Below are 25,830 nucleotides of genomic sequence, written 5' to 3' on the forward strand. Positions count from 1 at the left end.
CATGGCAGATCACATTCACACCACGGTGGAAAAATCCGTCGACGATAAATTTTACGACGTCCCGGAAAATCGCTACGGCAGCGATGTTGAATCGGTGCTGATCAGCGAAGAAGAAATCAGACAACGCGTCAAGGTCCTTGCGGATAAGGTGTCCAAGGACTATGCGGGCAATGATCTGCTGCTGGTGTGCGTGCTGAAAGGCGCGGCGGTATTTTTGACGGACTTCGCGCGTGAGCTGTCCATCCCGAGCGAGATGGAATTCATGGCGGTGTCCTCCTACGGCAACTCGACGACGTCGTCTGGTGTGGTGCGCATCTTGAAAGACCTGGACCGCGACATCGAAGGCAAAGACGTGCTGATCGTCGAGGACATCATCGATTCTGGCCTGACGCTGTCCTGGCTGGTGCGCAACCTGCGCAACCGTAATCCGAAGTCGCTGAACGTGATCACCCTGTTGCGTAAACCAGAGGTCGTGACCGCGAAGCTGGATCTGTACGACGTCGGCTTCGACATCCCCAACGAATTCGTCATCGGCTACGGGCTGGATTACGCCGAACGATACCGCGACCTGCCGTATGTGGGTACGCTGCACCCGGACGTGTACTCGACTTAAAACGTCAAGCGTCAAACGTGCAACGCCGACCACACAGCGCGCACTGCGGACAACACGTGCACTGGGAATACGTGCACTGCGTATAAATATGTACTGCTCGTAATTAGGATTCATGAAAAACAAACGCATTATTCAAATCGGAGCCGGCGCCGCCGTGCTTTTGATGCTGTTGTTCACCGTCACCCGGTTGAGCGACGACACCCGCCATTTCCTCGACGTAGAAACCTCGCTTGCGCTGGAGCAACTGCAGGAAGAAAACGTCGACAAGGCGCAAATCGATGACCGCGAGCAAACGCTGCGCCTGGAGCTGCGTGAGCCGATCACCGTCGACGAGCAAGAAGGCGTCGAGTCTGTGATCACGCAATACCCTGCGCGTTCGGCCCCGGAAGTTTTTAACGCGGTGCAAGACGGCAACGTCGACGAGTATGACACGAACGTCACCAGCGACAGCTTCTTGATGAGCATGCTGTCGTTCTTGCTGCCGATGTTGCTGCTGTTTGGTCTGCTGTTTTTCTTCCTCACCCGGATGCAAAAGGGCAGCATGCTGGGGATCGGTGGCAACAAAGCCAAAGAGCTCACCAAGGATATGCCCACCAACACCTTCAAGGATGTGGCGGGTGCCGACGAGGCCGTCGACGAGCTGCACGAGATCAAAGATTTCCTGGAAGATCCCACCCGGTACCACGAATTGGGTGCGAAGATCCCGCGCGGCGTGTTGCTGTACGGCCCACCGGGCACCGGTAAAACCTTGCTGGCGCGTGCTGTTGCCGGTGAGGCAGGGGTGCCGTTTTATACGATTTCGGGTTCGGATTTCGTCGAGATGTTCGTCGGCGTCGGTGCTTCCCGTGTTCGTGATCTGTTTAAAACCGCGAAGGAAAACTCGCCGTGCATCATCTTTATTGATGAGATCGATGCCGTGGGTCGCCAGCGTGGTTCCGGTACCGGCGGCGGGCACGATGAGCGTGAGCAAACCCTGAACCAGATGCTGGTGGAGATGGATGGTTTCGGTGACCGTGAGGGCGTGATCCTGATTGCCGCCACCAACCGTCCGGACATTCTGGACCCGGCGCTGTTGCGTCCAGGTCGCTTCGACCGGCAGATCCCGGTGACTCCGCCGGACCTGAAGGGCCGCGAGGCGATCTTGCGTGTGCATTCCGAGGGTAAGCCGTTGGCTAAGCACGTTGACGTGACGCAATTGGCCAAGCGCACTGCGGGCATGTCCGGTGCAGATCTGGCGAACGTGCTTAACGAGGCCGCGCTGTTGACCGCGCGCATCGGCGGCAACGTGATTACTGCCGACGCATTGGAAGAAGCCACCGACCGCGTTGTGGGTGGCCCGCGTCGTTCCTCGAAGGTGATTTCCGAGCAAGAAAAGAAGATCACTGCTTACCACGAAGGCGGTCACACCCTGGCGGCCTGGGCCTTGCGCGATATTGAGCGCGTGTACAAGGTGACCATCCTGGCACGCGGTCGCACCGGCGGGCATGCGATGACGGCACAAGAAGACGACAAAGGCATGTACAACCGCGAGGAAATGTTCGCCCAGCTGGTCTTTGCTATGGGTGGGCGCGCTGCAGAAGAACTCGTGTTTGGCACGCCGACGACGGGCGCGTCCAGCGATATTGAACAAGCCACCAAGATCGCGCGCGCGATGGTGACCGAATACGGTTTCTCGCCAGCACTGGGCACCGTGAAATACGGGCAAGAACAAGGTGATCCATTCTCTGGCCGCGGTGGCGGCGGTACCTCGGGATATTCCGAGCAGATTGCGCACACCATCGACCAGGAGCTGCAGTTCCTGCTGGATAGTGCGCACCGCAAGGCCTATTCGATTTTGGGCGAGCACCGCGACTACCTGGACAAACTCGCGCTGAAATTGCTGGAAAAAGAAACCCTGCGGCGGCCAGATTTGGAAGCCATCTTCGACGGGATTGATCCGCAGCGTGTGGATATTTTCGATACCGACGTGCGCTTCCCGCAGCAGGCTGGTTTCGAGCCGGTGAAAACCCCAACAGAGTTGGCGAAAGAGCGGGGCGAGGAACCGCCGAAGCGTTTGTCGCTGCTGGAGGCGTCGCTGCTGGCTCGCGAGCGTCGGCAAGCAGCCCAGAAGGATGGTGCTGATGAGCATGCTGTCGAGGAAGGCGAGATCGGATTGATCTTCGGTGACAACAATGCTGTGGGCGTGACCGGGCTGCCGAAGTTGGAAGCCGCGGAGCAGACCGGAAAGCATCGCAAAGATGGGCCGGGGCACGAACAAAATGACGAGCAGGGTAGGGACAACAAGGATGACTAACGCTGAGAGCACAGGCAACGTCGGCAGTTTTGATCAACAGCGCGCCGAAGCTGCGGTGCGGGAACTGTTATTCGCCGTCGGCGAGGACCCGGACCGCGAAGGCCTGCGCGATACCCCGGCCCGTGTGGCCCGTGCGTACAAAGAATCTTTTGCTGGCCTGCACGAAGACCCTACCGCGGTATTGGAACGGACGTTTTCGGAAGACCACCAGGAATTGGTGCTGGTGCGCGATATCCCGATTTATTCCACCTGCGAGCATCACTTGGTGCCGTTTTTCGGCAGCGTGCATATTGGTTATATCCCAGGTCGCAACGGCGATGTCACTGGTTTGTCCAAGCTGGCGCGCCTGGCGGATTTGTATGCCAAACGCCCGCAGGTCCAAGAACGGCTGACCAGCCAGATTGCCGATGCGTTGATGAACAAGTTGCAGGCGCAATCGGTGATCGTCGTCATTGAATGCGAACACCTGTGCATGGCGATGCGTGGAATCCGGAAACCGGGTGCCGTGACGACGACGTCCGCGGTGCGTGGTGGTTTCCGAGTGAATGCTTCGTCCCGTGCAGAAGTTATGAGCCTTATCAGGAGCTAAGCAGCCAGAATGGATACGCCGGATATGTCGCACGATTTCTCCCATCACGCACCGCCGCGCCCACCCGCGCTGGTGTTGCCTGATTCTTCCGAGGCGGCACGGCGGGCGCGTTGCCAAGTGATGGGCATCGTAAACGTCACCGATGATTCCTTTTCTGATGGTGGACAATTCAATACCGTCGATCGCGCTGTCGAGCACGCCCACCGGCTGATTCACCAGGGTGCGGACATCATCGACGTCGGCGGCGAATCCACCCGCCCGGGGGCCAAGCGGGTGGACCCGGACCAAGAAAAACAACGCATCACCCCGGTGATCCGGGAACTCGCTGCCGCGGGCATCGTGACCTCGATCGATACCATGCGAGCGTCCACCGCAGAAGCCGCTGTGGACGCTGGAGTATCCATGATCAATGATGTCTCTGGTGGCATGGCAGACCCGCACATGTACCGCGTGATGGCAGCGTCCGGGCTTCCGGTGTGCCTGATGCACTGGCAAACCCTGCAATTTGGTGATGCCAGCGGCGAACACGATGGCGACGTGGTGGCCGATGTACACGCGAGCCTGGACCGGCTGGTTGATAATGCACTGGCTGCTGGGGTGGCAGAGCACAATATTGCCTTGGACCCGGGCCTGGGTTTTGCGAAATCCGCGCAAGACAACTGGGCTCTGCTGCACGCACTGCGTAGCTTTACCGAAGGCCGCTTCCCGATCCTCGTGGGGGCTTCGCGCAAGCGATTCTTAGCAGCGATCCGCGGGGCGCGGGGGCTGGAATCAGGCCCGCAATTGGCCGACCCAGCCACGGCGGCTGTGACGGCGCTTTCTGCACAGGCAGGAGCGTGGGCGGTGCGCGTGCACGAGGTTGCGGTCTCGCGGGATTCCGTCGACGTTGCCCACGCCTGGCAGACTGGTGGGAGCCAGGAATAGGTAGCAAAACTAAAGCGGGCAGAACGCCGGCGCGGGCGCCGGCAAGAATTGCAGCGCGGCGGGCGTCGGCAAGCAAAAAAACCAGCAAACTCACGGCAAGGAAGGCAGCACTGGATGGACCGGATCGAACTGAAGGGCGTGGAATGCTACGGCTACCACGGTGTGCTGGAAGAAGAGCGTCGGCACGGCCAAACTTTTTATGTGGACCTGACGTGTTGGTTAGATTTTTCGCAGGCGAAACAGCTGGACGATACCGTGAACTACGCCGAGCTGGCACAGTTAGCGCACGACATTATGACCGGTGAGCCGGAAGATCTGATTGAAGCCGTCGCCAACCGCATTGCGAACCAAACGCTGGCCACGTATGAACAGTTGGCATCCATCGAGGTCACCGTGCACAAACCGTCTGCACCGATCCCGCTGCCGTTCCAGGATGTTGCTGTGGTTGCACGGAGGCGCCGATGAGGATTACCGCAGTGTTATCCATTGGTTCCAACATGGACGATTCCCGCGAGCTGCTGGATTCCGTCTACCGCGATTTTGCTGGGAAGGGCCAGTTGCGCGCTGCCTCGTCGATCTATCGCACCCCGGCGTGGGGAGTCGAGGATCAGCCCGATTTTTTGAACGCTATCTTGCTGGTGGAAGTTGACCAGACCCCGCTGGAACTATTGCACCGCGGCCAGGAACTGGAAAACGCCGCCGGGCGCGTGCGCGTGCAAAAGTGGGGACCACGCACCCTGGATGTTGATATTGTCGCGGCGTGGGACAGCGATGCCACCGAAATCACCAGTGACACCGAAGAACTTCGCCTGCCGCACCCGCATGCCCACGAGCGCGCCTTCGTGTTGCAGCCGTGGCTGGAGATCAACCCAGATGCGGAGCTCGGTGGGCAGCGTGTCGCAGAGCTGTTGGATGAGCTTAGCGACTACGAGAAAGCGGGAATCACCCGCGGGGAAAGCTTCCGGTGATCACACGATGAAAACCACCTCGATTCCCTGGTTGGTCGCCACCGGGCTATTTGCCGCAGCCTGTACCGCTATTGTTGCCTGGCAGCTCTACGGCCGCATGCCGACGGTGCCCGTGTTGGTGTCGGTGGCGCTCTGGGCGATGGCGCTCGTGTGCGTCGTGCTGGGGCGTCGCGTGGCGAATTCCCGTGATGATCACGGGATCGGCATGGACCGCAGCCAGCTCGACCCCTTGACGGCCGCGCGCTACCTGGTATTTGGCCAGGCTGCAGCGTGGACGGGGGCAATTCTAGGTGGCGGGTATGCCGGAATTGCTAGCTACGTGATCCCGAAAGCCAGTGAATTAGTTGCCGCGCGTGAAGACCTACCAGCGGTGGTGGCTGCCGCCGTGGGCGGGGTGGCGTTGGCTGCGGCAGGTGTCTATCTAGAACGGGCGTGCCAAAACCCAATGCCACCGGAAGCGAGTTTTTAGCTAAAGTGATGCCCATGGAGCAGGAGAAGACTTCGCACACCGACTATCGCGGCCGGGATGCCAGTGCCCAGGAGGTTAGTGGCCAGGGCGTTAGTGACCAGGGCGTGAGCGGCTGGGATCGTCGTGGTCAGCAGTCCAGCAACCAGGTTGACCGCGGGCAAGTTGGTGTGATCGTGCTGATCGTGCTGGCAGTCGTCGCAACGGTGGTGATGCTGCTGTCGAACTCGGAGGTCGCGCTGCGCCTGGCGTTGTTGGCGTCGTTGTGGTCGGCAGTCATCGGGTTTTTCCTGGTTACCCGCTATCGTCGGCAAGCGCAGAGTGCTGAGCAGCGGGTGGCAGATCACGAGCGTTTCGTCCGCCAGCAGCAGGAATCCGCTGCGGCTCAGGCTGCAGGTCAAGGAGTTTCGGCGCCACAATCGCTTGCCGACGCGGGCGGCAATGGCATTGATCCTGAGCGTTTTGAACAAATGTGGGAGTCGATTCGCGCGGAGCTGTCGGTGATCCGCACGCACCTAGAGGAATTGCAGGATCGCGAATTCGGTTACGAGCCTGCCGCGCTGCAGGCGGAGGCGCGGCGGATCCGTGAGTTGGAGCAGCACGCCGATCACGCTGGTTTTTCTGCTGGATACGGTGCCAGTTCTGGTGCCCCGAGCCGGGATGCGATTGCGGGCAAGCTGGGCAGTCAGCCGAGCCAGCCGCAGCCGAACCCGTTGTCTGCGTTGATCAGTGAGCGCGAACAAGAACAGCAACAGCGCGAGACTGACAAGCCGAAGCAGTCGCAGACTACGACGCGGAAAACCGTGAAACCAGCTGCCGCTAAGCCCACCACCGCGAAACCTGCTAGTCGGGAATCAGCTACCGAGACAGCACAGTCTGCAAAATCTGGCGCCACCAAATCCGATTCCGCCAAGCAGAATCAGGCACGGAAGTCCGGGGCGGGGCAGGTCGCAGACCGGGATACCGGCCGTAGCACGGACCCTGTTTTCGACACTTCCCGCTTCCATGCAGTGCGTTGGGATTCGGCTGGTCAGAACAGCACCACAGGGAAGTCCAGCACTGCAGGGCAGAGCAATACCTCCGGGCAATACAGCTCCGTCGAACGCGACAGCTCCGCCGGGCACACGAGCAGCGAGAAAACGAAACACAGCGAATCGGCTGCGGCTAAGACCACGACGCAGCAGCCCCAACCAGCTGCTGGTGCACACCAGGATGATGCCGAAGCGCGCCCGCACCGTCGTCGTCGCGATGAAAACACCGAAGGTATCTCCGTCGCCGAGCTGCTGAAACGCACCCAGAAATAATAGGCAGTTGCGATAGCGCGCTGACCAGGTACAGCAACCACCTACATCAATCATCAACATCAACTACGTACACCTCCTATGCCACGACAGGTAGATCATTCATGAGTTTTGCTTTCGGGCAAGCCACGCTTTTTCACCTCGCGGATATCGCGAGGTTTTCGCGTGTCATGCGCACAACCGGTAAATCACTACAGCTGGTGGTGCTAGGCGCTGATATTCACGCTGGCCACCGGGTTTTGCTGCGCACAGCGAAACAGCGCGGCGTTGCCGTGGTCGCCGTGGAACTTGCCGACGAGGTCGGCGGTCATGCCGTGACACCACAGAATCCGGAACAACATAATCTGGCGCCACAGCATCCGGCACCCCAGAACCCAGCGCCACAGCAAGCGGTGCACGATAAACCGGCCGAACTGCGCCCGGAGATCATGGAGATTCTCCGCGAGGCAGAAGTCGATGCCGTCGTGCCGTATACCCGCGCGCCGGGCCATACCGAGAGCCTGTGGCCGCAAGGCCTGCGCACGCAGATCACCCCGCCGGACGGGCTGGAAGATAGCGCGGAACTGGCACAAGCCTTAACTACGCACCTGAGCTTGCTGCATGCGGTGGCCCCAGAGACCATCATCGCTGGGGAAAAAGATTACGAGTTCCTACTGCGCCTCCAGCAGGCGATCACCGACCTGCACTTGGACGTGAAAATACAAGGCGTGCCGACGGTGCGTATGCCGGATGGGCTGGCGATGAGTCTGCGAAATACTGCTATTCCGGAAACCGACCGCGAGAAGGCCCTGGCTTTATCAGCCGCGTTGACTGCCGGTGCACATGTGGCCGAGCGGGGCGCGGAAGCCGTGCTCAGCACCGCAGCGGACGTGTTAAGGGCGGCCGGGGTGCAGCCGGATTATTTGGAGCTACGCGCCCGTGATTTCGGCCCGGCGCCGGAAGAAGGCGACGCCCGTTTATTAGTGGCGGCTACTTTTGGTGGGGTGCGCCTAGTCGATAACGTGGGCGTGCCCGTCGGGATTGGCTTCCGCAACCTGGACGGAGATAACTAGCCAACTAGTCGCGTGTCAGGTATGCGGCGATTTCTGCCAATGCTGCCGGTGTGCCGACCTCCGAATCCAGCAGCGGCACCTCCGTCACGTTCACCTGCGGCAAGCGGCGGTGGAGATCTTCCAGCGCGGCGTCTTCCAGGCGGCGTCGATTTGCCAAAAACTCGCCCTGATCTGCTGGTGAGCGCCGGTTGACCACCGCACCCCCGACGCTAATACCGGTTTTCGTCAACTCTGCGTGCAGCTCGGCGGTTTCTAGCACCGGTACTTTTTCTGCCGTAAGCACCAAATAAAACACCGATTGGTTCTGCAGCGCATCCCGCAGCCGGGCAAACCGCTGCTGACGTTTGTGCAAAATGCTGCGTAACTCCTGGTTGCGGCGGTCCACACCGTCTTCTGCGGTGTGCTTCGGGTCCATCCCGCGGATCAGTTCTGAGAAACGCTCGGATTTATCCCGCCGATTCATCAACCCCTGGGTCCAGGCATTCATCAATTCCGGTACGGCTAAAAGCCGCGAGGTATGCCCGGATGGCGCGGTATCGACAATGATGAAATCGTGGTGCGAATCTTCCACTACCTGCGCGATTGCTTCCACCATCGCGGCCTCGTGCGTGCCTGGCGAGTTACGCGCCAAGTCCAAGTGTTTGGTTACCTCGCCGTGCAGTCGCTCCGGCATCATCCGCCGCATGGTGCTTTCGACCTGCGTGATATGCGCCTCGGTGGTTGCCGCCGGATCTAATTCCAGTAGCTGTAAGTTGGCACTTGCCTTCGCGGCCACCCCCTTCGCACCGACGGTCTGCTCCCACATATGTCCCAGGTTGTGCGCGGGGTCGGTGGAAACCAGCTGCACGGAATAACCGGTTTCTGCTAGGCCAAGGGCCACGGCGGAGGCGATCGTGGACTTGCCGACGCCGCCTTTGCCGCCGAAAAACACGATGTGGGGCGTGGTGCTGTCAGCCGGGCTAGCCGGGCCAACACCACCGTCGGCAAGAGCTCTAATCTGATCTAGCAGCATTGGATTTCCTCCAAAGGCGAGCGCAGCATCCCCATGCGCCGGTGCCAGGCATGGAAATCCTCGTAGATGATGGGCAATAACTCCAGCGTATAAAAGCTGGCCGGGTTGGGAATGCCCAGGGCTTCCGACATTACCAACAGCTGGAACAGGTCATCTTCTTCCTGTCGTGCGCGCGCAAACGTGGCCCGGTACGGCGCGGAATAGTACTCGTTGAGCCCGTGGCCGAAGGCTTTCAGCTTGTCGACGATAGACATGACGCGTGCTCTCGCCCCGGCTATTTCCCGTGTTTAATGGCTTGTGCCTGCGGCAGTGGGGCGTCGGTGTCGTCGTCGGTCCAGACCACCTTGGGTGTGTTGTGCGCGCGTCGGTAAGCAGCGGTGGCTTCGATAACCACCCAGACTGCACAGACCAGGATGACCGCGTCGATGACCACCAGCAGCCAGTTGCCATCGGAGATGAACGTGCCCAGCTGGGAAACCGCGGCCCACAGCGAGGCAACCATGACGAAGATGCCGGGGATGATCACCATCCAGGATGGGCGGCGTAGGTGTGCCAGGATGATCGCGATGATCGACAGCGATAGGGCTGCCATGATCTGGTTCGTGGTACCGAACAGCGGCCACAGCGTCATGCCGCCGGAACCGTCGGCACCCGCGGAAAAGGTTAGGACCAGCGCAATTCCTACCGCGATGATGGTCGAGGAGAATGCCCGTAAGCGCACACCGGCAACCTCGGCGATTTCCTGTACCACCATGCGTTGCAGACGAACACCGGTGTCCATGGTGGTAGCGGCGAACAGTACGGCCATCGTCGCCAAGATTGTGGTGGAGATACCAGCGGGGATGCCCAGGCCAGCGTTGACGATGTTGCTGCCGCCCTCGACGAAGGCATTGATGCCGCCTTCGTTGAATGCGCTATAGATTTCTTCCCACTCGGCTAAGGATTGGAAACCTGCAGATACCGCGATGATGGTGCCGAGTGCTAGCAGGCCTTCGCCGACGGCGCCGAAGTAGCCGACGAAGCGGGAGTCGGTTTCTTTTTCCAGCTGCTTCGACGAGGTACCGGATGAGACCATGCCGTGGAAACCGGAAATCGCGCCGCAGGCGATGGTGACAAACAGCAGTGGCCACATTGACGGGGTGTCATCGGGCACGTTGCTGTTTAGCGTTGGGGCGACGACGGTGGGTGCGGAAAGCAGCATGGAGCCGTAGAGAATACCCAGCGCGATGAACAGCTGTAGCCCGTTGATGTAGTCGCGTGGCTGCAGCAATACCCATACCGGCAACAGTGAGGCGATGGCGGCGTAGATAAACAGCAGGATGATCCACACACCGTTGGCGGGGATGCCCCAGACTGTGTCCGGCAGTGCGATGGGGAAGCGGTCGCCGATCAATACCAGCGTGTACAGGGCAATCACGCCGACGATGGAGACGATCGGCAGATTCCATTGCAAGCGGTAGACGGCCTGGCCGATGAGCAGCGCAACGACGATGGCACCCCAGGTGGGGATTACTGCCGACGGGTTGGCGATGAGCAGGTTCGAAATGACGACGGCGAATGCGGCCACGACCATCAGTAGCAGCAAGAAGATGACCACCAGGAACAGGTTGCGGCCGCGTTTGCCGATGTAGCGGCCGGAGAGAGTACCGATGGATTGGCCGCGGTGGCGTTGTGAGGCCCACAAAATGCCCATGTCGTGCATCCCGGCGATGAAGATGGTGCCAAGGGTGACCCACAGGAAAGCCGGTAGCCAACCCCAGATGATCGCAACGGCGGGGCCGACGATGGGGGCTGCACCTGCGACGGAGGTGAAGTGGTGGCCCCAGAGCACGAATTTGTTTGTTGGCACGTAGTCCACGCCGTCGTTCATGGCGTGTGCTGGGGTGGTGTACCGCTCGGAGAGTTGGAAGATACTTTTACCGAGGAATTTCGAGTAGATGAGGTATCCACCGATGATCATCGCGATCCCGATGACTGCTAAATACAGTGAGTTCACCGCTTAAGCCTCCTGCTTGGCTACAAGGTCCTGCGTGTCTGTTCCGAGTATCACGGTGAGTGAGTTCGGTGTGACGTGTCACAAATATTGTTGCACGTGGGGCGAAAAATTCCGCTATTGGGCTGCTAGATGCCTGGCAGTGCCTGAATAAATGCCGGGATTCAGGATGGGCGTGCTTATCGTTTGTTGTGGTTTTCGACTACCCTGGGCCGGGTGAGTCAGCAGAAAAATTCCCCCGATGCCCCTGATAGCCTGCCGGAACAGTTGCGTATCCGGCGGGAAAAGCGCCAGCGTTTGCTTGACCGTGGCGACCAGGCCTACCCGGTTGAAGTCAAACGCACGATGAGCCTTGCCGAGCTGCGCAAGGCTTATGTCGTGGTGAAGCCAGAAGATACCGATACTGGCGCTGCGCAAGCCGAGCCGGAGCAGTTGGTGACCCGCGAGAATGGCGTGACCTATATCCAGCCAGGCGGCGATTCCGGCGATGAGGTGGCCATCGCGGGGCGTTTGCTGTTTAAACGCGATACCGGCAAGTTGTGTTTCGCCACTCTGCAAGATGGTGATGGCACCCAGGTGCAGGCGATGTTGTCACTTGCGGAAGTCGGTAAGGAAGCGCTGGATCAGTGGAAAGCCGACGTCGACATGGGCGATTTCGTTGCCGTGCAGGGCAAGGTTATTTCTTCCCGACGCGGCGAGCTGTCCGTATTCGTGAACTCGTGGCAGATGGCGTCGAAGTCGATCCGTCCGCTGCCGGTGTCGTTTGCGGAAATGGCGGAAGATACTCGCGTGCGGCAGCGTTATAACGATTTGATCGTGCGTAAAGAAGCCCGCGAGAATGCGATGACCCGCATCAAAGTGATCCGTGCGCTGCGCAATTACTTGGAAGGCGAAGATTTCGTCGAGATCGAAACCCCAATGCTGCAGACCATCCACGGTGGTGCTGCCGCGCGTCCATTCGTCACCCACTCGAATGCGCTGGATCTGGACCTTTACCTGCGTATTGCGCCGGAGCTGTTTTTGAAGCGCGCCGTTGTCGGTGGCATTGATCACGTTTTTGAAATCAACCGCAACTTCCGCAATGAGGGCATTGACCGCACGCACTCGCCGGAATTCGCGATGTTGGAGACCTACCAGGCCTGGGGCGATTACAACACGGGCGCGCGGATGATCCGTGAAGCCGTGCAGTATATCGCCGAGGAAGTGTTTGGTTCGCAGGTAGTGACGCTTGCCGACGGCACCGAGTATGATTTCTCGGGCGAATGGCCGGAAATCGAGATGTACCCGTCGCTGAATGAGGCGTTGGCCCGCAAATTCCCGGATCAGCCGGAGGTCACGGTCGATTCCACCGTCGAGGAGCTGCTGGGTATTGCCGATGCCATCGGACTGAAGGTTCCGAAGGATGGTGGCTGGCAGCACGGCAAGCTGGTGGAAGAAATCTGGGAGCTGCTGTGTGAAGATCAGCTGGATGGCCCGATCTTTGTCAAGGACTTCCCTGTGGAGACTTCACCGCTGACCCGCGATCACCGCTCGAAGCCACGAGTGACGGAAAAGTGGGACCTGTACGTGCGCGGGTTCGAGTTGGCAACTGGCTATTCTGAGTTGATTGATCCGGTGATCCAGCGTGAGCGTTTCGAGGATCAAGCTCGTTTGGCCGCTGGCGGCGACGACGAAGCCATGGTGCTGGATGAGGAATTCCTGGCTGCCATGGAACAGGGCATGCCGCCCACAGCTGGCACTGGCATGGGCATTGACCGCCTGTTGATGGCCCTGACTGGGTTGGGTATTCGCGAAACCGTCTTGTTCCCGATCGTGAAACCGGAGTAGTACCGGACGTGAGCGCACAACCGGAAAAGTTGTCGTCGGACGTCGTTGCCGTGTTGGCTACGCTGGTGGCGGCGGCGACGGTGATGATCTTGAATGAGACTTCGCTGTCGGTGGCGCTGCCTGCGGTCATGCGGGATTTTGGTATTAACGCGGCCAGTGCGCAATGGTTGATCACGGTGTTCATGCTCACCATGGCCGTGGTCATTCCCACCACGGGGTTTTTGATCCAGCGTTTTAGCACCCGGCAGATTTTCTTTTCCTCGGTGGGGCTGTTTATCGTCGGCACCATCATGGGGGCGGTGGCACCGGCGTTTGTGGTGTTGCTGTTGGGCCGCATCGTGCAGGCTGCGGGGACTGCGTTGATCGTTCCGCTGCTGATGACGGTGATGTTGCAGATGGTGCCGCTGGAACGCCGTGGCACCGTGATGGGCTTTATCGGTGTGGTGATTGCGGTGGCCCCAGCGACTGGCCCAACCGTCGGTGGCGTCATCTTGGAGGCGTTTACCTGGCACGCGATTTTTCTGTGCATGCTGCCGTTGTTGGTCGGTGTGTTGTTATTGGGTGCAAAGCTGCTTTCCAACGTCGGTGAGAATTCGACGCAGCCGATTGATCTGATTTCCGTCGTGCTGTCAGTGGTCGCGTTCGGCGGCACGGTCTACTCACTGTCGTCATTAGAAACCGCGCTGGATACCGGCGATAACGTCGGCATGCTGGTGGGTTTGCTGGTCATCGCGGTTATCGCGTTGGTGGTTTTTGCTCTGCGCCAGGTGCGGCTGGGTAAAAAGGCCCAGGCTTTGCTGGATTTGCGCCCTTTTAAGATCCGCAATTTCTCCTTGGCGGTGTTGATCGCGCTGTTTTCTTTTTCCGTGTTGATCGGTACCGTGACTATGCTGCCGCTATTCGTACAAAACGGGTTGGGTGATGGCGCGCGTACCGCCGGATTGATCGTGCTTCCTGGCGGGGTGATCCAAGCGGTGATGTCGCCGATCATCGGACGTGTGTATGATTCGGTGGGCCCGAAGCCGATCATGATTCCGGGCGCGTTTTTGATGGCCGCTGGTACGTGGCTGTTTACCACCATCGGTACTGAGACGCAGGTCTGGCAATTGGTCACCTTCCACGTGATTTTCGCCTTTGGGTTTGGTTTGCTGATGACGCCGATGATGACCACCGCATTGAGCTCACTGACCGGCGAACTCTACAGCCACGGTTCGGCGATCTTGACGACGCTGCAGCAACTGGCCGCTGCGGCTGGTACCGCATTGCTGATGGTGATTTTGACCCGCGGCACGGATGCGGGGCTGGCTGCAGGATTGACTGAGGCTGCCGCTACCTCGGATGGTGTGCGCGCGGCCTTTGTGGTGGCTGCGCTGATGGTCACCGTGATCATTCCCATTACATTTTTTATGCGCCGGCCACAAGCAACTGTTGCGTAACGAAGCTCATATCCAGATTCGCGCGTAGAGTGTGAGTATGAGTTTCGATTACGCACCATATACTGAATTGATCAACAATCTTCCCACCAAGATTTGGTTGGGAAACGAGCAGGTCGACGGCGTCGGCGGCGCTCATTTTGACGTGGAAGACCCAGCCACCGGCAAGGTTTTAGCACAGGTTTCGAATGCGGATTCTTCGCAGTGGATGAAGGCTTTGGATCTTGCCGACGGCGTGCAGGACACGTGGGCTAAGGATTTCACCGCCCGTCAGCGCGCGGATGTGTTGATGGATATTTACCACGCGGTACAGGATCGTGCCGACGATTTCGCCACGGTAATGACACTGGAGATGGGTAAGACTTTCGCAGAGGCGAAAGGCGAGGTCGGCTACGGCTCGGAATACCTGCGCTGGTTCGCAGAAGAAGCCGTGCGCATTGACGGCCACTATGGTGCTTCGCCATCGGGTGCTGGCACCATTCGCGTTACCCACACCCCAGTCGGTCCTTGCTTGGCTGTGACTCCGTGGAATTTCCCGTTTGCCATGGCTACCCGCAAGATCGCCCCTGCTCTGGCAGCGGGCTGCACCATGATCGTGAAACCTGCCAAGGAAACCCCGCTGACCATGCTGTTGCTCGGTGAGGTCATCTCGGAGGTATTCGCGAAGCACAACGTGCCTTCTGGCGTGATTTCTATTGTGCCGACGCAGAAGTCGTCCGCGATGTCTAGCGAGCTGATGGCGGATGCGCGCTTGCGCAAGGTCACCTTTACTGGTTCTACCGGCGTTGGCAAGATTTTGGTTGAGCAGTCGGCGAAGAATCTGCAGCGCACCTCGATGGAGCTGGGTGGCAACGCACCGTTTGTTGTCCACAAGGATGCAGACCTGGATAGCGTGCTGGAGTGCGCGTATGCCGCGAAGATGCGCAACGGTGGACAGGCTTGTGTTTCGGCTAACCGCTTCATTGTGCACGAGGACGTGGCTGAGGAGTTCACTCGTCGTATCACGCAGAAGCTGGCGCAGGTAAGCACCGGGCATGGCCTGAATGAGGGCGTCGGCCTGGGCCCAATGATTACTGCGGCACAGCGCGACGGTATCGCTGAGCTGGTGGCTGAAGCCCGCAAGGGTGGGGCCACCGTGCACACCGGCGGTGAAGTGCCAGCAGGCGAAGGCTATTTCTACCCAGCCACCGTGTTGTCCGATATTCCAGCTGATGCGGCTATCTTGCGTGAAGAAATTTTCGGACCAGTCGTGGCTATCACCACGTACTCTGATCTGGACGATGCTATTGCTGCTGCGAATGACACCTCGGTGGGCTTGGCGGCTTATGGCTATAGCGAGAACGTGCACACCGCTGAGCGCCTGGCACACGAGTTAAATGCCGGCATGGTGGCTATTAACCGCGGTGGTGTTTCTGATGTTGCCGCACCGTTCGGCGGTATCAAGGAATCCGGCTTTGGCCGTGAGGGCGGTGCCGAAGGTATTAACGAGTACCTGGATACCCGCTATATCGCCACACCGTAGATGTAGCTAATCGCGCTTAGCTTGCGCATTGGATAGCGCCCATTCCCGCCGGATATACCCGAAGCGGGGTGGGTGCTTTTCTGTGCCTATATTCCCGTGTCTATATTTCTGTGCCGTTCCTGCGTGTTTTCACGATAGACCCTAGAGGTAGACCCCCAGAGGTCTCCGCGTTGATTAGCCAAATAGTTAATCGTCATATACTGTGGTGTTCCACATCACAAAGCAAAAAATTCTGTGTGATGGCTTATAAAAACCAAACGCATTTGCTAGGGAAACTATACTAATGAAGGCTCGTGAAATTTCGGTCTTGCGAGCGATTATTTTTTGTTTTCCAAGCAATTTTGAGTCAGTCTCCAAGCACGACACCGGCGTGGAATCTCGCAGTGGTGCTAGCGGGGGTACTGCACTCTCATAGACATGTAGTGGAGGTGTCTTCTCGTGAGTACTGCTGATAACACTGCGAACAGCGCTGCGAATGGCGCTGCGAAAAGTGCAGCCTCGTCGGCTGGCACGGGTGCAGAGTCGGGTGTACACGCTGCGCAGGACAAAAGCCTGTGGCACAAATTGCTCGATTGGCGTCCGAAGTCGACGATCCCCCGCATCCTCGTGGTGCTAACACTCGTGCTGCCGCTGGCGGGTGCAGCGACGTTCATGTGGGCGATGTGGGACCCATCGAAGTACCTGCGCGATGTTTCTTTGGCTGTGGTTAATGAAGACGAAGGCGTCGAGCGCGACGGTGAATACATTAATTATGGTAATCAGGTCGTTGAAGGCTTGTTGGCAACCGATTACCTGAATTTCTCGGAAGTCGACAAAGAGCAGGGCGATAAGGGGCTCACCCGCGGTGATTACCTATTCGTCGTCACGATTCCGAAGGATTTCTCTGATGACGCGGTCACGATCATCAGCGATAACCCGCGGCAGCCGAATATCCACTTCGCGGAAAATGACTTCTACGGCACCAACGGTGCGGTGATCACCAATAGTTTGATCCCGCAGGTGCAAAGCAACGTTGCCAATGCGATTTCCAAGAAATACGCCGACAAGGTCATTGCCGGCCTTGATCGCATGGGCGAAGGCCTGAATCAAGCCGCCGAGGGTGCAGGCCGTTTGGATGAAGGTGCGGGCCAGCTCAAGGATGGCGGTACGCGCGCAGTCGATGGAATTTCCCGGTTGGATAAGGGTGCTTCTGACCTGCAAGATGGTGCCGGGCGTTTGCATCAGGGAACCACAGACTTGAAAGCTGGTACGACGCGCCTGCAAAACGGTGTCGGCGAACTGAGCAATGGTGCGGCCCGCCTGCAGGATGGATCCACCCAGCTAGCGAACGGTACGGATCAGCTGCTGAATGGTACTGATCAGCTTGCCGACGGTGCTGGCCAGATCGATGCCGGCGTAAACCAATTGACCGGCATGCTGTTGCCGCTGCTGGAGCAGGTGCAGGGCGCGTTGCCGGATATGCAACCGATTATCGACTTGCTACACACCTTGGGCGCGCATGCGGAAGCTGAAAAACTGGCGGGGATTGTGAACCGGCTGGATCCTGCGAACCAGCAAAACATGGTCAACCAGCTCAACCGCTTGCGGGAAGGCACCGGCCAGCTGCATTACAACTTGGCTGATCCGAATGCCCCGTACCGGTCTGGCGTGATTCGTCTGCAAGATGGTGCTCATCGCTTGAACGACGGCATCAACCAGCTCAACGGTGGTGTTAGCCGCTTAGCAGATGGTGCGAGCCAGTTGGATAACGGCGCGACCCGCCTGAACGCGGGTACTGGCGACCTGACTGACGGTGTGGGGCGTCTGAAGGACGGAACCACGCAGCTCAACGACGGTGGTGGCCAGCTGATGGACGGCATGACCCGCCTGAAAGACGGTACGAGTGAGTTGTCGACCAAGCTTGCCGATGGCGCTGCTAAGGCACCGAATATCACCAAGCCGGAAGATTCCGCGTCGAATATCGCGGTGCCGATCAACTTCACCGCCTCCAACGAGCACCCAGTCCAGACAGTGGCGGATGAATCCGACCCGACGGTCAAAAACATTACTGCTGGTGCGGCCATCCTGGTGATTGTCGTCTTCGGCTACCTGGCCATGGCGTTACTGTCGACGCTGCTGCCACACATCGTCGGCAAGCGTGCCAATAGCTACACCGTACTGGGGCCGGTCCTGCGCGCGCTGGGACTGATCTCTCTGGTGAACTTCGCGGTGATTGGATTCTTCGCGGGATTCTCCGTGGCACTGGGCTGGTCGCCGGATAACTGGGCTATCGCCATCGGTGTGCTGGCGCTGACCGCGATCACCGGTTCGGCTGTCTTCCAGTTCCTGCGCATCCTGTTTGGCCGCATGTACGGTGGCGTATTCTCGCTGGGGCTGTTTGCTCTGGGGCTGTTCGTTTTCGGCGGTATCTGGCCGCTGGACACCACGCCGGGGCCACTGCGGATGCTGCATAGCTTCCACCCAATGAGTTACACCCGCGATGCGTTTATGCGCGCAACCGATGGCCTCTACGATGCCACCTTCTGGGGCGGACTCGGTGGCCTGCTGGTCTTCGCACTCTTGTCGACGGGACTGTCGCTGGTTATCTACGCCTCGCGGCGTCGTGGTGCGGCAACCGAGCTGGACGAAGAAGTCGAGTACGTCAAGAAGGCGCGCTTGGGTGAAGAGCCAGCCACCATCGCGCGCTAAGGCTTACCAGTAAGGCCTGCCGCTAGGGTAAGTCGCTAGGGCCTGCTAGTTGCTACGGCCTTTACCTGTTAGGAGCCTGATAGCTGCCTGTTTGCTGTCTGTTAGTCACGTGCAACACAAGCGGCGTCCGGATTACCTCCACTCCGGGCGCCGCTTTTTGCTGCCAAAATACGTTCCAATAGGGCGTTCGCTACAGGCGAACAGGCCATTATACAGGGAGTTTGCCAGATTTTCGGGAATCGATTCGCAAAACGGGAAGGGCCAGTGATAGTTGCGCGTTATGGTGGGTGGAACATAACGCAAATCGGTTAGGGAGAACTCAGAGCACATGTTTGAACGGTTTACGGACCGAGCTCGACGCGTCATCGTCTTGGCGCAAGAAGAAGCTCGCATGCTTAACCACAATTACATCGGTACCGAGCACATCCTGCTCGGTCTGATCCACGAAGGTGAAGGGGTTGCTGCTAAGGCCCTGGAATCGATGGATATCTCCTTAGACGATGTCCGCAACGAGGTCGAAGAGATCATCGGCCAGGGTTCCCAGCCACACAGCGGACATATCCCATTTACCCCGCGGGCCAAGAAGGTACTGGAGCTTTCGCTGCGCGAAGGCCTACAAATGGGCCACAAATACATTGGCACGGAATTTCTGCTGCTGGGTCTGATCCGCGAAGGTGAAGGCGTAGCCGCGCAGGTATTAACCAAGCTGGGCGCTGACCTGCCGCGTGTGCGTCAGCAGGTTATCCAGTTGCTGTCTGGTTACGAAGGCGGCAACCAGGATGGTTCCGGTAGCGGATCGTCGTCTGCACCTGGTGGCGGCGGACTGGCTGGTGCCGGTGCTGGCCCATCGATGGGCGGTGGATCCGGCAGCGGTGGCGGTGGCAAAGGCGACCGCTCCAACTCGCTGGTGCTCGATCAGTTCGGACGCAACCTCACCCAGGCTGCCAAAGAAGGCAAATTAGACCCCGTCGTTGGCCGTGATTCTGAGGTTGAGCGCATCATGCAGGTGCTCTCACGCCGCACGAAGAACAACCCAGTGCTGATCGGTGAGCCAGGCGTCGGTAAGACTGCCGTTGTTGAGGGCCTGGCCCTGGATATTGTTAACGGCAAGGTACCGGAAACGCTGAAGGATAAGCAGCTGTATTCGCTGGACCTGGGTTCGTTGATCGCTGGTTCTCGTTACCGTGGTGATTTCGAAGAGCGCCTGAAGAAGGTGCTGAAAGAGATCAACCAGCGTGGCGACATCATTTTGTTCATCGACGAGATCCACAATCTGGTCGGTGCTGGTGCCGCAGAAGGTGCTATCGATGCTGCGTCGCTGCTGAAGCCGAAATTGGCTCGCGGTGAGCTGCAGACCATCGGTGCTACCACGCTGGAGGAATACCGCAAGCACATCGAAAAGGACGCTGCATTGGAGCGTCGTTTCCAGCCGGTCAAGGTCGAAGAGCCTTCGCTGGAAGACACCGTGCTGATTCTGAAGGGTCTGCGTGACAAGTACGAGGCACACCACCGCGTTTCTTACACCGACGACGCTTTGGAAGCCGCCGCGAAGCTGGCACACCGTTATATTAATGACCGCTTCTTGCCAGATAAGGCCGTCGACCTGCTCGATGAGGCCGGCGCACGCATGCGCATCAAACGCCTGATTGCTCCGGATAGCCTGCGTGAGGTGGACGAGCGCATTGCGGAGGTACGCCGCAACAAGGAAGCCGCCATTGACGGCCAGGACTTCGAAAAGGCTGCACGTCTGCGCGATAGCGAGCGCAAGCTGAACGAAGAACGCGCGGAGAAAGAAAAGGCGTGGCGTGAAAACGATCTGGAAGATATCGCCGAGGTCGGCGAGGACCAGATCGCAGACGTTCTGTCGCACTGGACTGGTATCCCTGCACTCCGCATGACCGAAGCCGAGTCCAACCGGCTGCTCAACATGGAAGAAGAGCTGCATAAGCGCATCATTGGGCAGAACGAGGCCGTTAAGGCGGTCTCCCGTGCGATCCGCCGTACCCGTGCAGGTTTGAAGGATCCAAACCGTCCATCCGGTTCCTTCATCTTCGCCGGACCGTCCGGTGTGGGTAAAACGGAGCTGTCGAAGTCGCTGGCGAACTACCTGTTTGGTAACGACGATGACCTGATCCAGATCGACATGTCGGAGTTCCACGACCGCTTCACGGCATCCCGCCTGTTCGGTGCCCCTCCGGGATACGTCGGACACGAAGAAGGTGGCCAGCTCACCGAAAAGGTCCGCCGCAAGCCGTTCTCCGTCGTGTTGTTCGATGAGATCGAAAAGGCGCACAAGGAGATCTACAACACCTTGCTGCAGGTGCTGGAAGAAGGCCGTTTGACCGATGGCCAGGGCCGCGAGGTCGACTTCAAGAACACAGTGTTGATCTTCACCTCTAACTTGGGAACCTCGGATATTTCCAAGGCTGTTGGCTTGGGCTTTTCCTCCGAGTCGGAGCTTGATCCAAACTCTCAGTACGAGCGGATGAAGAACAAGGTGGATGAGGAGCTGAAGAAGCACTTCCGCCCAGAGTTCTTGAACCGTATTGATGAGACCGTCGTGTTCCACCAGCTGACGCAAGACCAGATCGTGGAAATGGTCGACCTGCTCATTGGCCGCGTTGCCAAGCAGCTGCACGACCGCGACATGGATATCGAGCTGTCCGAAAACGCGAAGAAGTTGCTGGCTCGTCGTGGTTTCGACCCTGTATTGGGTGCACGTCCATTGCGTCGTACCATCCAGCGTGAGATCGAAGACCCAATGTCGGAGAAGATCTTGTTCGGTGAGCTTGGTGCCGGCGAGATTATCTCTGTCGATGTCGAAGATTTCGACGACAAAGACAAGAAGAAGGGCACGTTCACCTTCAGCCCACGTCCGAAGCCATTGCCGGAAGAAGAATTCGGTGAACTGGATGAAGACGACGTGCGCGAGGTAGAAAACCCAGCTGCTTCGGACGATGCCGGCGAATCCGATGATTCCGACGACAAGGGCGGCAACGGCGGTTCTGGCTCCGATGGTGATAACCCGGATGACCAGCCGGGCACCGTTGGTGACCCGAATGGTCAGCCAGACACGCTGAGCCCGGATACGCCTACCTCAGGTAACTCCGGTGCATTGCTGGAGCGCCCGGAAGATGAGCGCGGCTCGGACGATTCGGATGATTCTGATGGCCCATCTGGACCACAGCCGCAGCCGCAGCGTGATGACAAATAAAAGCAGGCACAAGGCGCATTAGCACAGCGCCGACGCAGCTGCAGCTAAAACCTGCGAGCTGCTGACGTTAATCTGCTTCGCCGCTCATATGCAGCTGTAGAAACATGAGAGCTGGCCTGTCTCCTCACGATGAGGGACAGGCCAGCTTTTTGGTATTTAGCCCGCTTTTTGTATGAACTAGGCGGCTAGTCGCCGGAATCTCCGCGACGGCGCGTCGGCACACTGTGCGCCAGCTAGCCAGACGTGGGGGTGGTTGTTAAAACGTTCCGCAATCGTTTCCTGGGGCCAGACCATTAAATCGATCTGTGAGGTAGCGCAGTCCCTGTGGCATATCCGTAAACAACGGCAGTGCATGGTTCACGCCTGGTTTGATGTCCGGAAGTACCGGTGGCACGAGGGTGCTTCTCAATTCCACCTGGCCACCCTGTGCGCAATAATCGCGGGCCATTTGTGCGGCTTGCGCAAACGGAATCAGATCGTCGTTATCTGAGTTGGAAACCAACATTGGTGCAGACAGTGGCCGGGTACCAAGCTTTTGCTCGTCGACCAATTCGCCGAGCTCCGTTCGGCGGGTAATAATTTCTGCGAATGACTCACCACTGTTGGTGAGCGTGCGCGTATCGGTAAAGCCCCAGTTGATGGTGCCGTCGCCAATACAACTGATTTCGGCGTCTTTGAGAAAGCGCTTGCCTTCGTCGTTGAATTCTTCGTCTATTAAAGCCGCTAACTCTGGGTGGCGTTCCAGGTAACCGTTGAGGGTGTACCCCAGGGCGGCAACGATGGACGAGCCGTCGACGGATTCCAGAACTTGGCGCAGATCTGCTGGGGGAGCACCAGCAAAAGTTCCTACTAGGTTGAGCTCCGGGGCGTAACTGGCGTGATATTCCGCGGCGGCAGCGACGGCCCCGCCGCCCTGTGAATAACCGGCGAAACCAACTGGGGAATCTGCGGGGGCGCCAGCAGCGTGCAATCCTGCGCGGGCCGCATCGAGCACCGCATGGGCTTCTTCTTCAGAATTGACGTAGGTGTGGTGACCGGGTGTGCCCATGCCCATGTAGTCGGTGCTGATAATACGCATGCCAGTGGCATTGGCCAGATACTGCAGCGGCAGTTCGTAATTAGCGTTCAGGCTGAGATAGGGCTGCCCGCTGGCATTAGGTTGCACGTTGAGTGCTGAGATGAGGTCGGGTGCATGAGATGGTGCGCACTGGTCACTGGAGCCGCGTGTGCCTGGGGCCATGACCACAGTCGGGGTGGGACCGTTGCCGTGCCATGGGGCGACCGGTTCGATGACGTAGCCGGTAACCTCTACCGGTGCTCCATTGGAGTCGACAGAAGCGTAGCGGATGCGCTGTGCTGCTCCCGGAAGCTGTGGTCCGGCGAGGTTGAGTAGATGTGGGGCAGGGGTGGCGTCTAGCAATGTGCCAGGCGCTGGGCCAGCTGGGGACGCCACCGGAGCAGTGGTGGCGGATTCGGGAGTCACTGCTTCATCGGCATGTGCTGCGGAAGCGCCAGCTGAGGTTACAAGACCAGCAGCCATGACACTGGCGGTAGCTAAGCTGAGACCTTTGCGGAGGCTACTACTAATGCCGGTGTGAGTGGGCATGGCAGGATCGGCACCAGTACTACTCTTTTGTTTAGTAAACTGTGATTTAAAATACATGACGGCAAGCTTAGAGGGAAAGGCTCAATTAATCACCCTCTGGTTGTTTTGTCGGCACCCCTATTTTGTGGGGGAACTTTCACATTGGTGCCCTGTGATTAACAGCAGTTATCTGGAGTTTCAGTATGTCTTAGGTGAGATCCCAAACATTATCCGCGTGCCTTAGCTCGTGGAGACTTGCATATTTTGGGCGGAAGGGATTTTCGGGTTATGTAGCAATGCTACAATCAACATTGAACGCCCCGGTGATGCTTCTGCCAAGTGCAAGCACCCGGGGCTCCGTTATTGGGGTGCAGCTCTAATCCGGAAGCGCGAATTCGCCGCCGCCGGTAACCTCGCGCACTAAACCGTCGGCAAGCAAAGAGCGCAGGGCCCGCTCGCGCTGCTCATCTTTCGGCCACACCAGATCAATCTCGGGCTTTGGCACTGGGGCAGAAGCTTCCCGCAGCACAGCCATGATTTTGCCGCGCACTTGTCGGTCAGTGCCCGCGAATTTCTGCACCCGCTTTTTCTGCGCCGCCATTTCTGAATCACTCGGCGCCGGCGAACCAGCACGCACCCAGGCACACCCGGCACGAAGCGGGCACACCGAACACCGCGGTGAACGCGCAGTACACACCAACGCGCCCAGCTCCATCAAAGCCACCGAGGTTTGCGGTCCGGAGCCGTCGGTAAGCAAAGCTCCCACCTGGGCCAATTGTCTTTTCGCAGGCTGTGGCGCCAAAAACTGTCCAGACCACGCCCGCGCATACACCCGGCGCACATTGGTATCCACTACCGGGACGTTCACACCAAACGCGAAACACGCCACCGCCCGCGCCGTGTAATCACCAATGCCGGGAAGCGCTAACAACTCATCCACATCGCGCGGTACCACATCGTTATGCTGTGCCACGATCGCTTGCGCACATTCCCACAGCCGCAACGCCCGCCGCGGATAACCCAACCGGCCCCACGCCCGCAATACATCCGCCTGACTGGCCGCGGCGAAAGCAGTGGGATCCGGCCACCGGTCCATCCATTCCAGCCATTGCGGTGCGACGCGGGCGACGGGGGTTTGCTGGCTCATGACCTCAGAGACCAACACGCCCCAGGCTGTGGTCTCTGGTGTGCGCCAAGGCAGGTCGCGCCCATGCTCGTCGAACCAACTGCGCAGCGCTGGCAACAGGGCGGTGGCGTCGGCAAGCGGGGTAGCAGGGGTGAGCTCTGAATGATTCGTCATCGCGCATAGTTTAGGACAAAATAGAAACTGTGAGTATGCAGAATGTGGCCAAGACTCCCCAGGCCGTGTGGGAGTCCCTGCGGGAGGGCAATGAGCGGTTTATGGCCAACCGCTCGGAGCGGCCAAATCAGGATCCGGAATACCGTTCGCTGTTGAGTGTCGGGCAGTCGCCGCGCGTGGTGATCTTCTCCTGTTCGGATTCGCGCGTGCCCGTCGAAATGGTTTTTGACTTAGGTCTTGGCGACGCCTTCGTGATCCGCACTGCGGGCCAGATCATTGACAGCTCGATCATCGCGTCGGTGGAATACGCCATCGAGAAATTCGACGTGAACCTGCTGGTGGTCATGGGGCACGAATCCTGCGGTGCGGTGCGTGCGACCATGGAATTTGCCGAAGGCGGTTCCGCGCCGAATGGCTTCCAGCGCACCATCGTCGAGCGCGTGTTGATGTCCGTGACCGAGGCGAATAAGCGGGGCTTGGTCACCCGCGAGGATGTCGAGCGTCAGCACATCACCGAGACCGTGTACCAGCTGATGGCCCGCGCGCCGGGGTTGGGGCAGGGGCTGATTCGCCAGTCGATGGGCATCGTTGGTCTGCGCTATAACTTGAGCGATGGGCGTGTGGAGCCGGTCGTGCTCAACGGCGTGCACTAGCAGGGGCTCGCACTAGTAGGGGCGCGTGTACTAGCAGTGTGATGTCTAGTGACTTCTTGGACTCGGAGTCCATTGACTTTTTGGACTCGGAGTCCAGTTAGTTTTTTGACGCGGAGTCCAGGAAGTTTATGGACAGGATGTCTAACGACTTTTTGGACTCTGGCTTGTTGACAATGTGGGGATGGCAATTCCCATTACTCTCCGCAAGAAGATAGCGGATTTCGACCCCATCCGTGAGGGCATCACGGTCCAGCAGTTCTGCAAGAACATCGGCGTATCGAAGCAGACGTACTACAACATCAAAGCACGTATCGCCGAACGCGGGCGGGCTGGCATCGTGCCGGATCGCACGGCACCGCTGAACCCGCGACGGGTCTACGATGACAAGAGTCGACAA

The 25,830-nt window shown here is 58.8% G+C and carries 20 protein-coding genes and 1 pseudogene; 16 read left to right on the plus strand and 5 right to left on the minus strand.

The window, feature by feature from the left end; all coding sequences use genetic code 11:
* Position 1: 1 nt before the first annotated feature.
* From hpt to B142_RS12950, 9 genes are all read left to right on the plus strand, one after another.
* Complete coding sequence (gene hpt / locus B142_RS0106740) at positions 2 to 613, plus strand: hypoxanthine phosphoribosyltransferase (RefSeq protein ID WP_018120787.1); 612 nt, start codon at positions 2 to 4, stop codon at positions 611 to 613.
* 112 nt (positions 614 to 725) lie between these two features.
* Entirely contained in the window at positions 726 to 2,906 is a 2,181-nt protein-coding gene (ftsH, locus tag B142_RS0106745; protein ID WP_018120788.1) for an ATP-dependent zinc metalloprotease FtsH, read from the plus strand.
* Positions 2,899 to 3,495 carry a GTP cyclohydrolase I FolE gene (gene folE / locus B142_RS0106750; RefSeq protein ID WP_018120789.1) on the plus strand — a complete coding sequence of 199 codons (597 nt, stop codon included), beginning with the start codon at positions 2,899 to 2,901 and terminating at the stop codon, positions 3,493 to 3,495. Before ftsH ends, folE begins: the two co-directional genes overlap by 8 nt.
* Before the next feature lie 120 nt (positions 3,496 to 3,615).
* On the plus strand, positions 3,616 to 4,419 hold the full coding sequence (gene folP, locus B142_RS0106755) for a dihydropteroate synthase (protein ID WP_236658193.1): 804 nt from the start codon (positions 3,616 to 3,618) through the stop codon (positions 4,417 to 4,419).
* A 114-nt stretch (positions 4,420 to 4,533) separates the two neighbouring features.
* Positions 4,534 to 4,884, plus strand: coding sequence for a dihydroneopterin aldolase (gene folB, locus B142_RS0106760; protein ID WP_018120791.1), 351 nt, complete (start codon positions 4,534 to 4,536; stop codon positions 4,882 to 4,884).
* 2 nt (positions 4,885 to 4,886) lie between these two features.
* Entirely contained in the window at positions 4,887 to 5,387 is a 501-nt protein-coding gene (folK, locus tag B142_RS0106765) for a 2-amino-4-hydroxy-6-hydroxymethyldihydropteridine diphosphokinase (protein WP_026167917.1), read from the plus strand.
* A 7-nt stretch (positions 5,388 to 5,394) separates the two neighbouring features.
* The gene (locus tag B142_RS0106770) at positions 5,395 to 5,856 is read left to right on the plus strand and encodes a DUF3180 domain-containing protein (protein WP_018120793.1); all 462 of its coding nucleotides are present in this window, start codon (positions 5,395 to 5,397) and stop codon (positions 5,854 to 5,856) included.
* Positions 5,857 to 5,870: 14 nt separating this feature from the next.
* Positions 5,871 to 7,157, plus strand: a complete 1,287-nt coding sequence (locus B142_RS12945) for a DUF6779 domain-containing protein (protein ID WP_018120794.1) — start codon at positions 5,871 to 5,873, stop codon at positions 7,155 to 7,157.
* A gap of 101 nt (positions 7,158 to 7,258) precedes the next feature.
* Complete coding sequence (locus B142_RS12950) at positions 7,259 to 8,206, plus strand: pantoate--beta-alanine ligase (protein WP_018120795.1); 948 nt, start codon at positions 7,259 to 7,261, stop codon at positions 8,204 to 8,206.
* A gap of 4 nt (positions 8,207 to 8,210) precedes the next feature.
* Here the strand turns inward: B142_RS12950 and B142_RS0106785 are convergent, their stop codons facing one another.
* From B142_RS0106785 to B142_RS0106795, 3 genes are read right to left on the minus strand one after another with little or no spacing between them, the layout of a single operon-like run.
* On the minus strand, positions 8,211 to 9,218 hold the full coding sequence (locus tag B142_RS0106785) for an ArsA family ATPase (RefSeq protein ID WP_018120796.1): 1,008 nt from the start codon (positions 9,216 to 9,218) through the stop codon (positions 8,211 to 8,213).
* Positions 9,209 to 9,472: a cory-CC-star protein gene (locus B142_RS0106790; protein WP_018120797.1), complete on the minus strand. Its 264-nt coding sequence runs from the start codon at positions 9,470 to 9,472 to the stop codon at positions 9,209 to 9,211. Before B142_RS0106790 ends, B142_RS0106785 begins: the two co-directional genes overlap by 10 nt.
* Before the next feature lie 20 nt (positions 9,473 to 9,492).
* A complete protein-coding gene (locus tag B142_RS0106795; RefSeq protein ID WP_018120798.1) occupies positions 9,493 to 11,214 on the minus strand; it encodes a carbon starvation CstA family protein in 1,722 nt (573 codons plus the stop codon).
* Positions 11,215 to 11,427: 213 nt separating this feature from the next.
* On the opposite strand from B142_RS0106795, the gene lysS reads away from it, so the two are divergent.
* The 5 genes from lysS (at position 11,428) to B142_RS12160 (ending at position 21,895) form a co-directional block, all read left to right on the plus strand.
* Positions 11,428 to 13,038, plus strand: coding sequence for a lysine--tRNA ligase (lysS, locus tag B142_RS0106800; protein WP_026167919.1), 1,611 nt, complete (start codon positions 11,428 to 11,430; stop codon positions 13,036 to 13,038).
* Between the two features lie 8 nt (positions 13,039 to 13,046).
* The gene (locus B142_RS0106805; protein WP_018120800.1) at positions 13,047 to 14,474 is read left to right on the plus strand and encodes an MDR family MFS transporter; all 1,428 of its coding nucleotides are present in this window, start codon (positions 13,047 to 13,049) and stop codon (positions 14,472 to 14,474) included.
* A 37-nt stretch (positions 14,475 to 14,511) separates the two neighbouring features.
* Positions 14,512 to 15,993 carry an NAD-dependent succinate-semialdehyde dehydrogenase gene (locus tag B142_RS0106810; RefSeq protein ID WP_018120801.1) on the plus strand — a complete coding sequence of 494 codons (1,482 nt, stop codon included), beginning with the start codon at positions 14,512 to 14,514 and terminating at the stop codon, positions 15,991 to 15,993.
* Between the two features lie 438 nt (positions 15,994 to 16,431).
* Positions 16,432 to 18,681 carry a YhgE/Pip domain-containing protein gene (locus tag B142_RS0106815; RefSeq protein ID WP_018120802.1) on the plus strand — a complete coding sequence of 750 codons (2,250 nt, stop codon included), beginning with the start codon at positions 16,432 to 16,434 and terminating at the stop codon, positions 18,679 to 18,681.
* Between the two features lie 328 nt (positions 18,682 to 19,009).
* The gene (locus tag B142_RS12160) at positions 19,010 to 21,895 is read left to right on the plus strand and encodes an ATP-dependent Clp protease ATP-binding subunit (protein ID WP_018120803.1); all 2,886 of its coding nucleotides are present in this window, start codon (positions 19,010 to 19,012) and stop codon (positions 21,893 to 21,895) included.
* A gap of 256 nt (positions 21,896 to 22,151) precedes the next feature.
* Here B142_RS12160 and B142_RS0106830 read toward each other — a convergent pair whose 3' ends face one another.
* Both B142_RS0106830 and B142_RS0106835 read right to left on the minus strand, forming a co-directional pair.
* A complete protein-coding gene (locus B142_RS0106830; RefSeq protein WP_018120804.1) occupies positions 22,152 to 23,435 on the minus strand; it encodes a lipase family protein in 1,284 nt (427 codons plus the stop codon).
* 421 nt (positions 23,436 to 23,856) lie between these two features.
* Positions 23,857 to 24,780, minus strand: a complete 924-nt coding sequence (locus tag B142_RS0106835) for an HhH-GPD family protein (protein WP_018120805.1) — start codon at positions 24,778 to 24,780, stop codon at positions 23,857 to 23,859.
* 35 nt (positions 24,781 to 24,815) lie between these two features.
* Here B142_RS0106835 and B142_RS0106840 point away from each other — a divergent pair, with 35 nt between their 5' ends.
* Together B142_RS0106840 and B142_RS0106845 are read left to right on the plus strand one after the other, a co-directional pair.
* Positions 24,816 to 25,433 (plus strand): carbonic anhydrase, encoded by a 618-nt coding sequence (locus B142_RS0106840; RefSeq protein ID WP_018120806.1) that lies wholly within the window; start codon positions 24,816 to 24,818, stop codon positions 25,431 to 25,433.
* A gap of 181 nt (positions 25,434 to 25,614) precedes the next feature.
* Positions 25,615 to 25,830: pseudogene (locus B142_RS0106845) on the plus strand (helix-turn-helix domain-containing protein); the annotation flags it as partial.

It is taken from the genome of Corynebacterium propinquum DSM 44285 (assembly GCF_000375525.1).
GTDB classification, from domain to species: Bacteria; Actinomycetota; Actinomycetes; order Mycobacteriales; family Mycobacteriaceae; genus Corynebacterium; species Corynebacterium propinquum.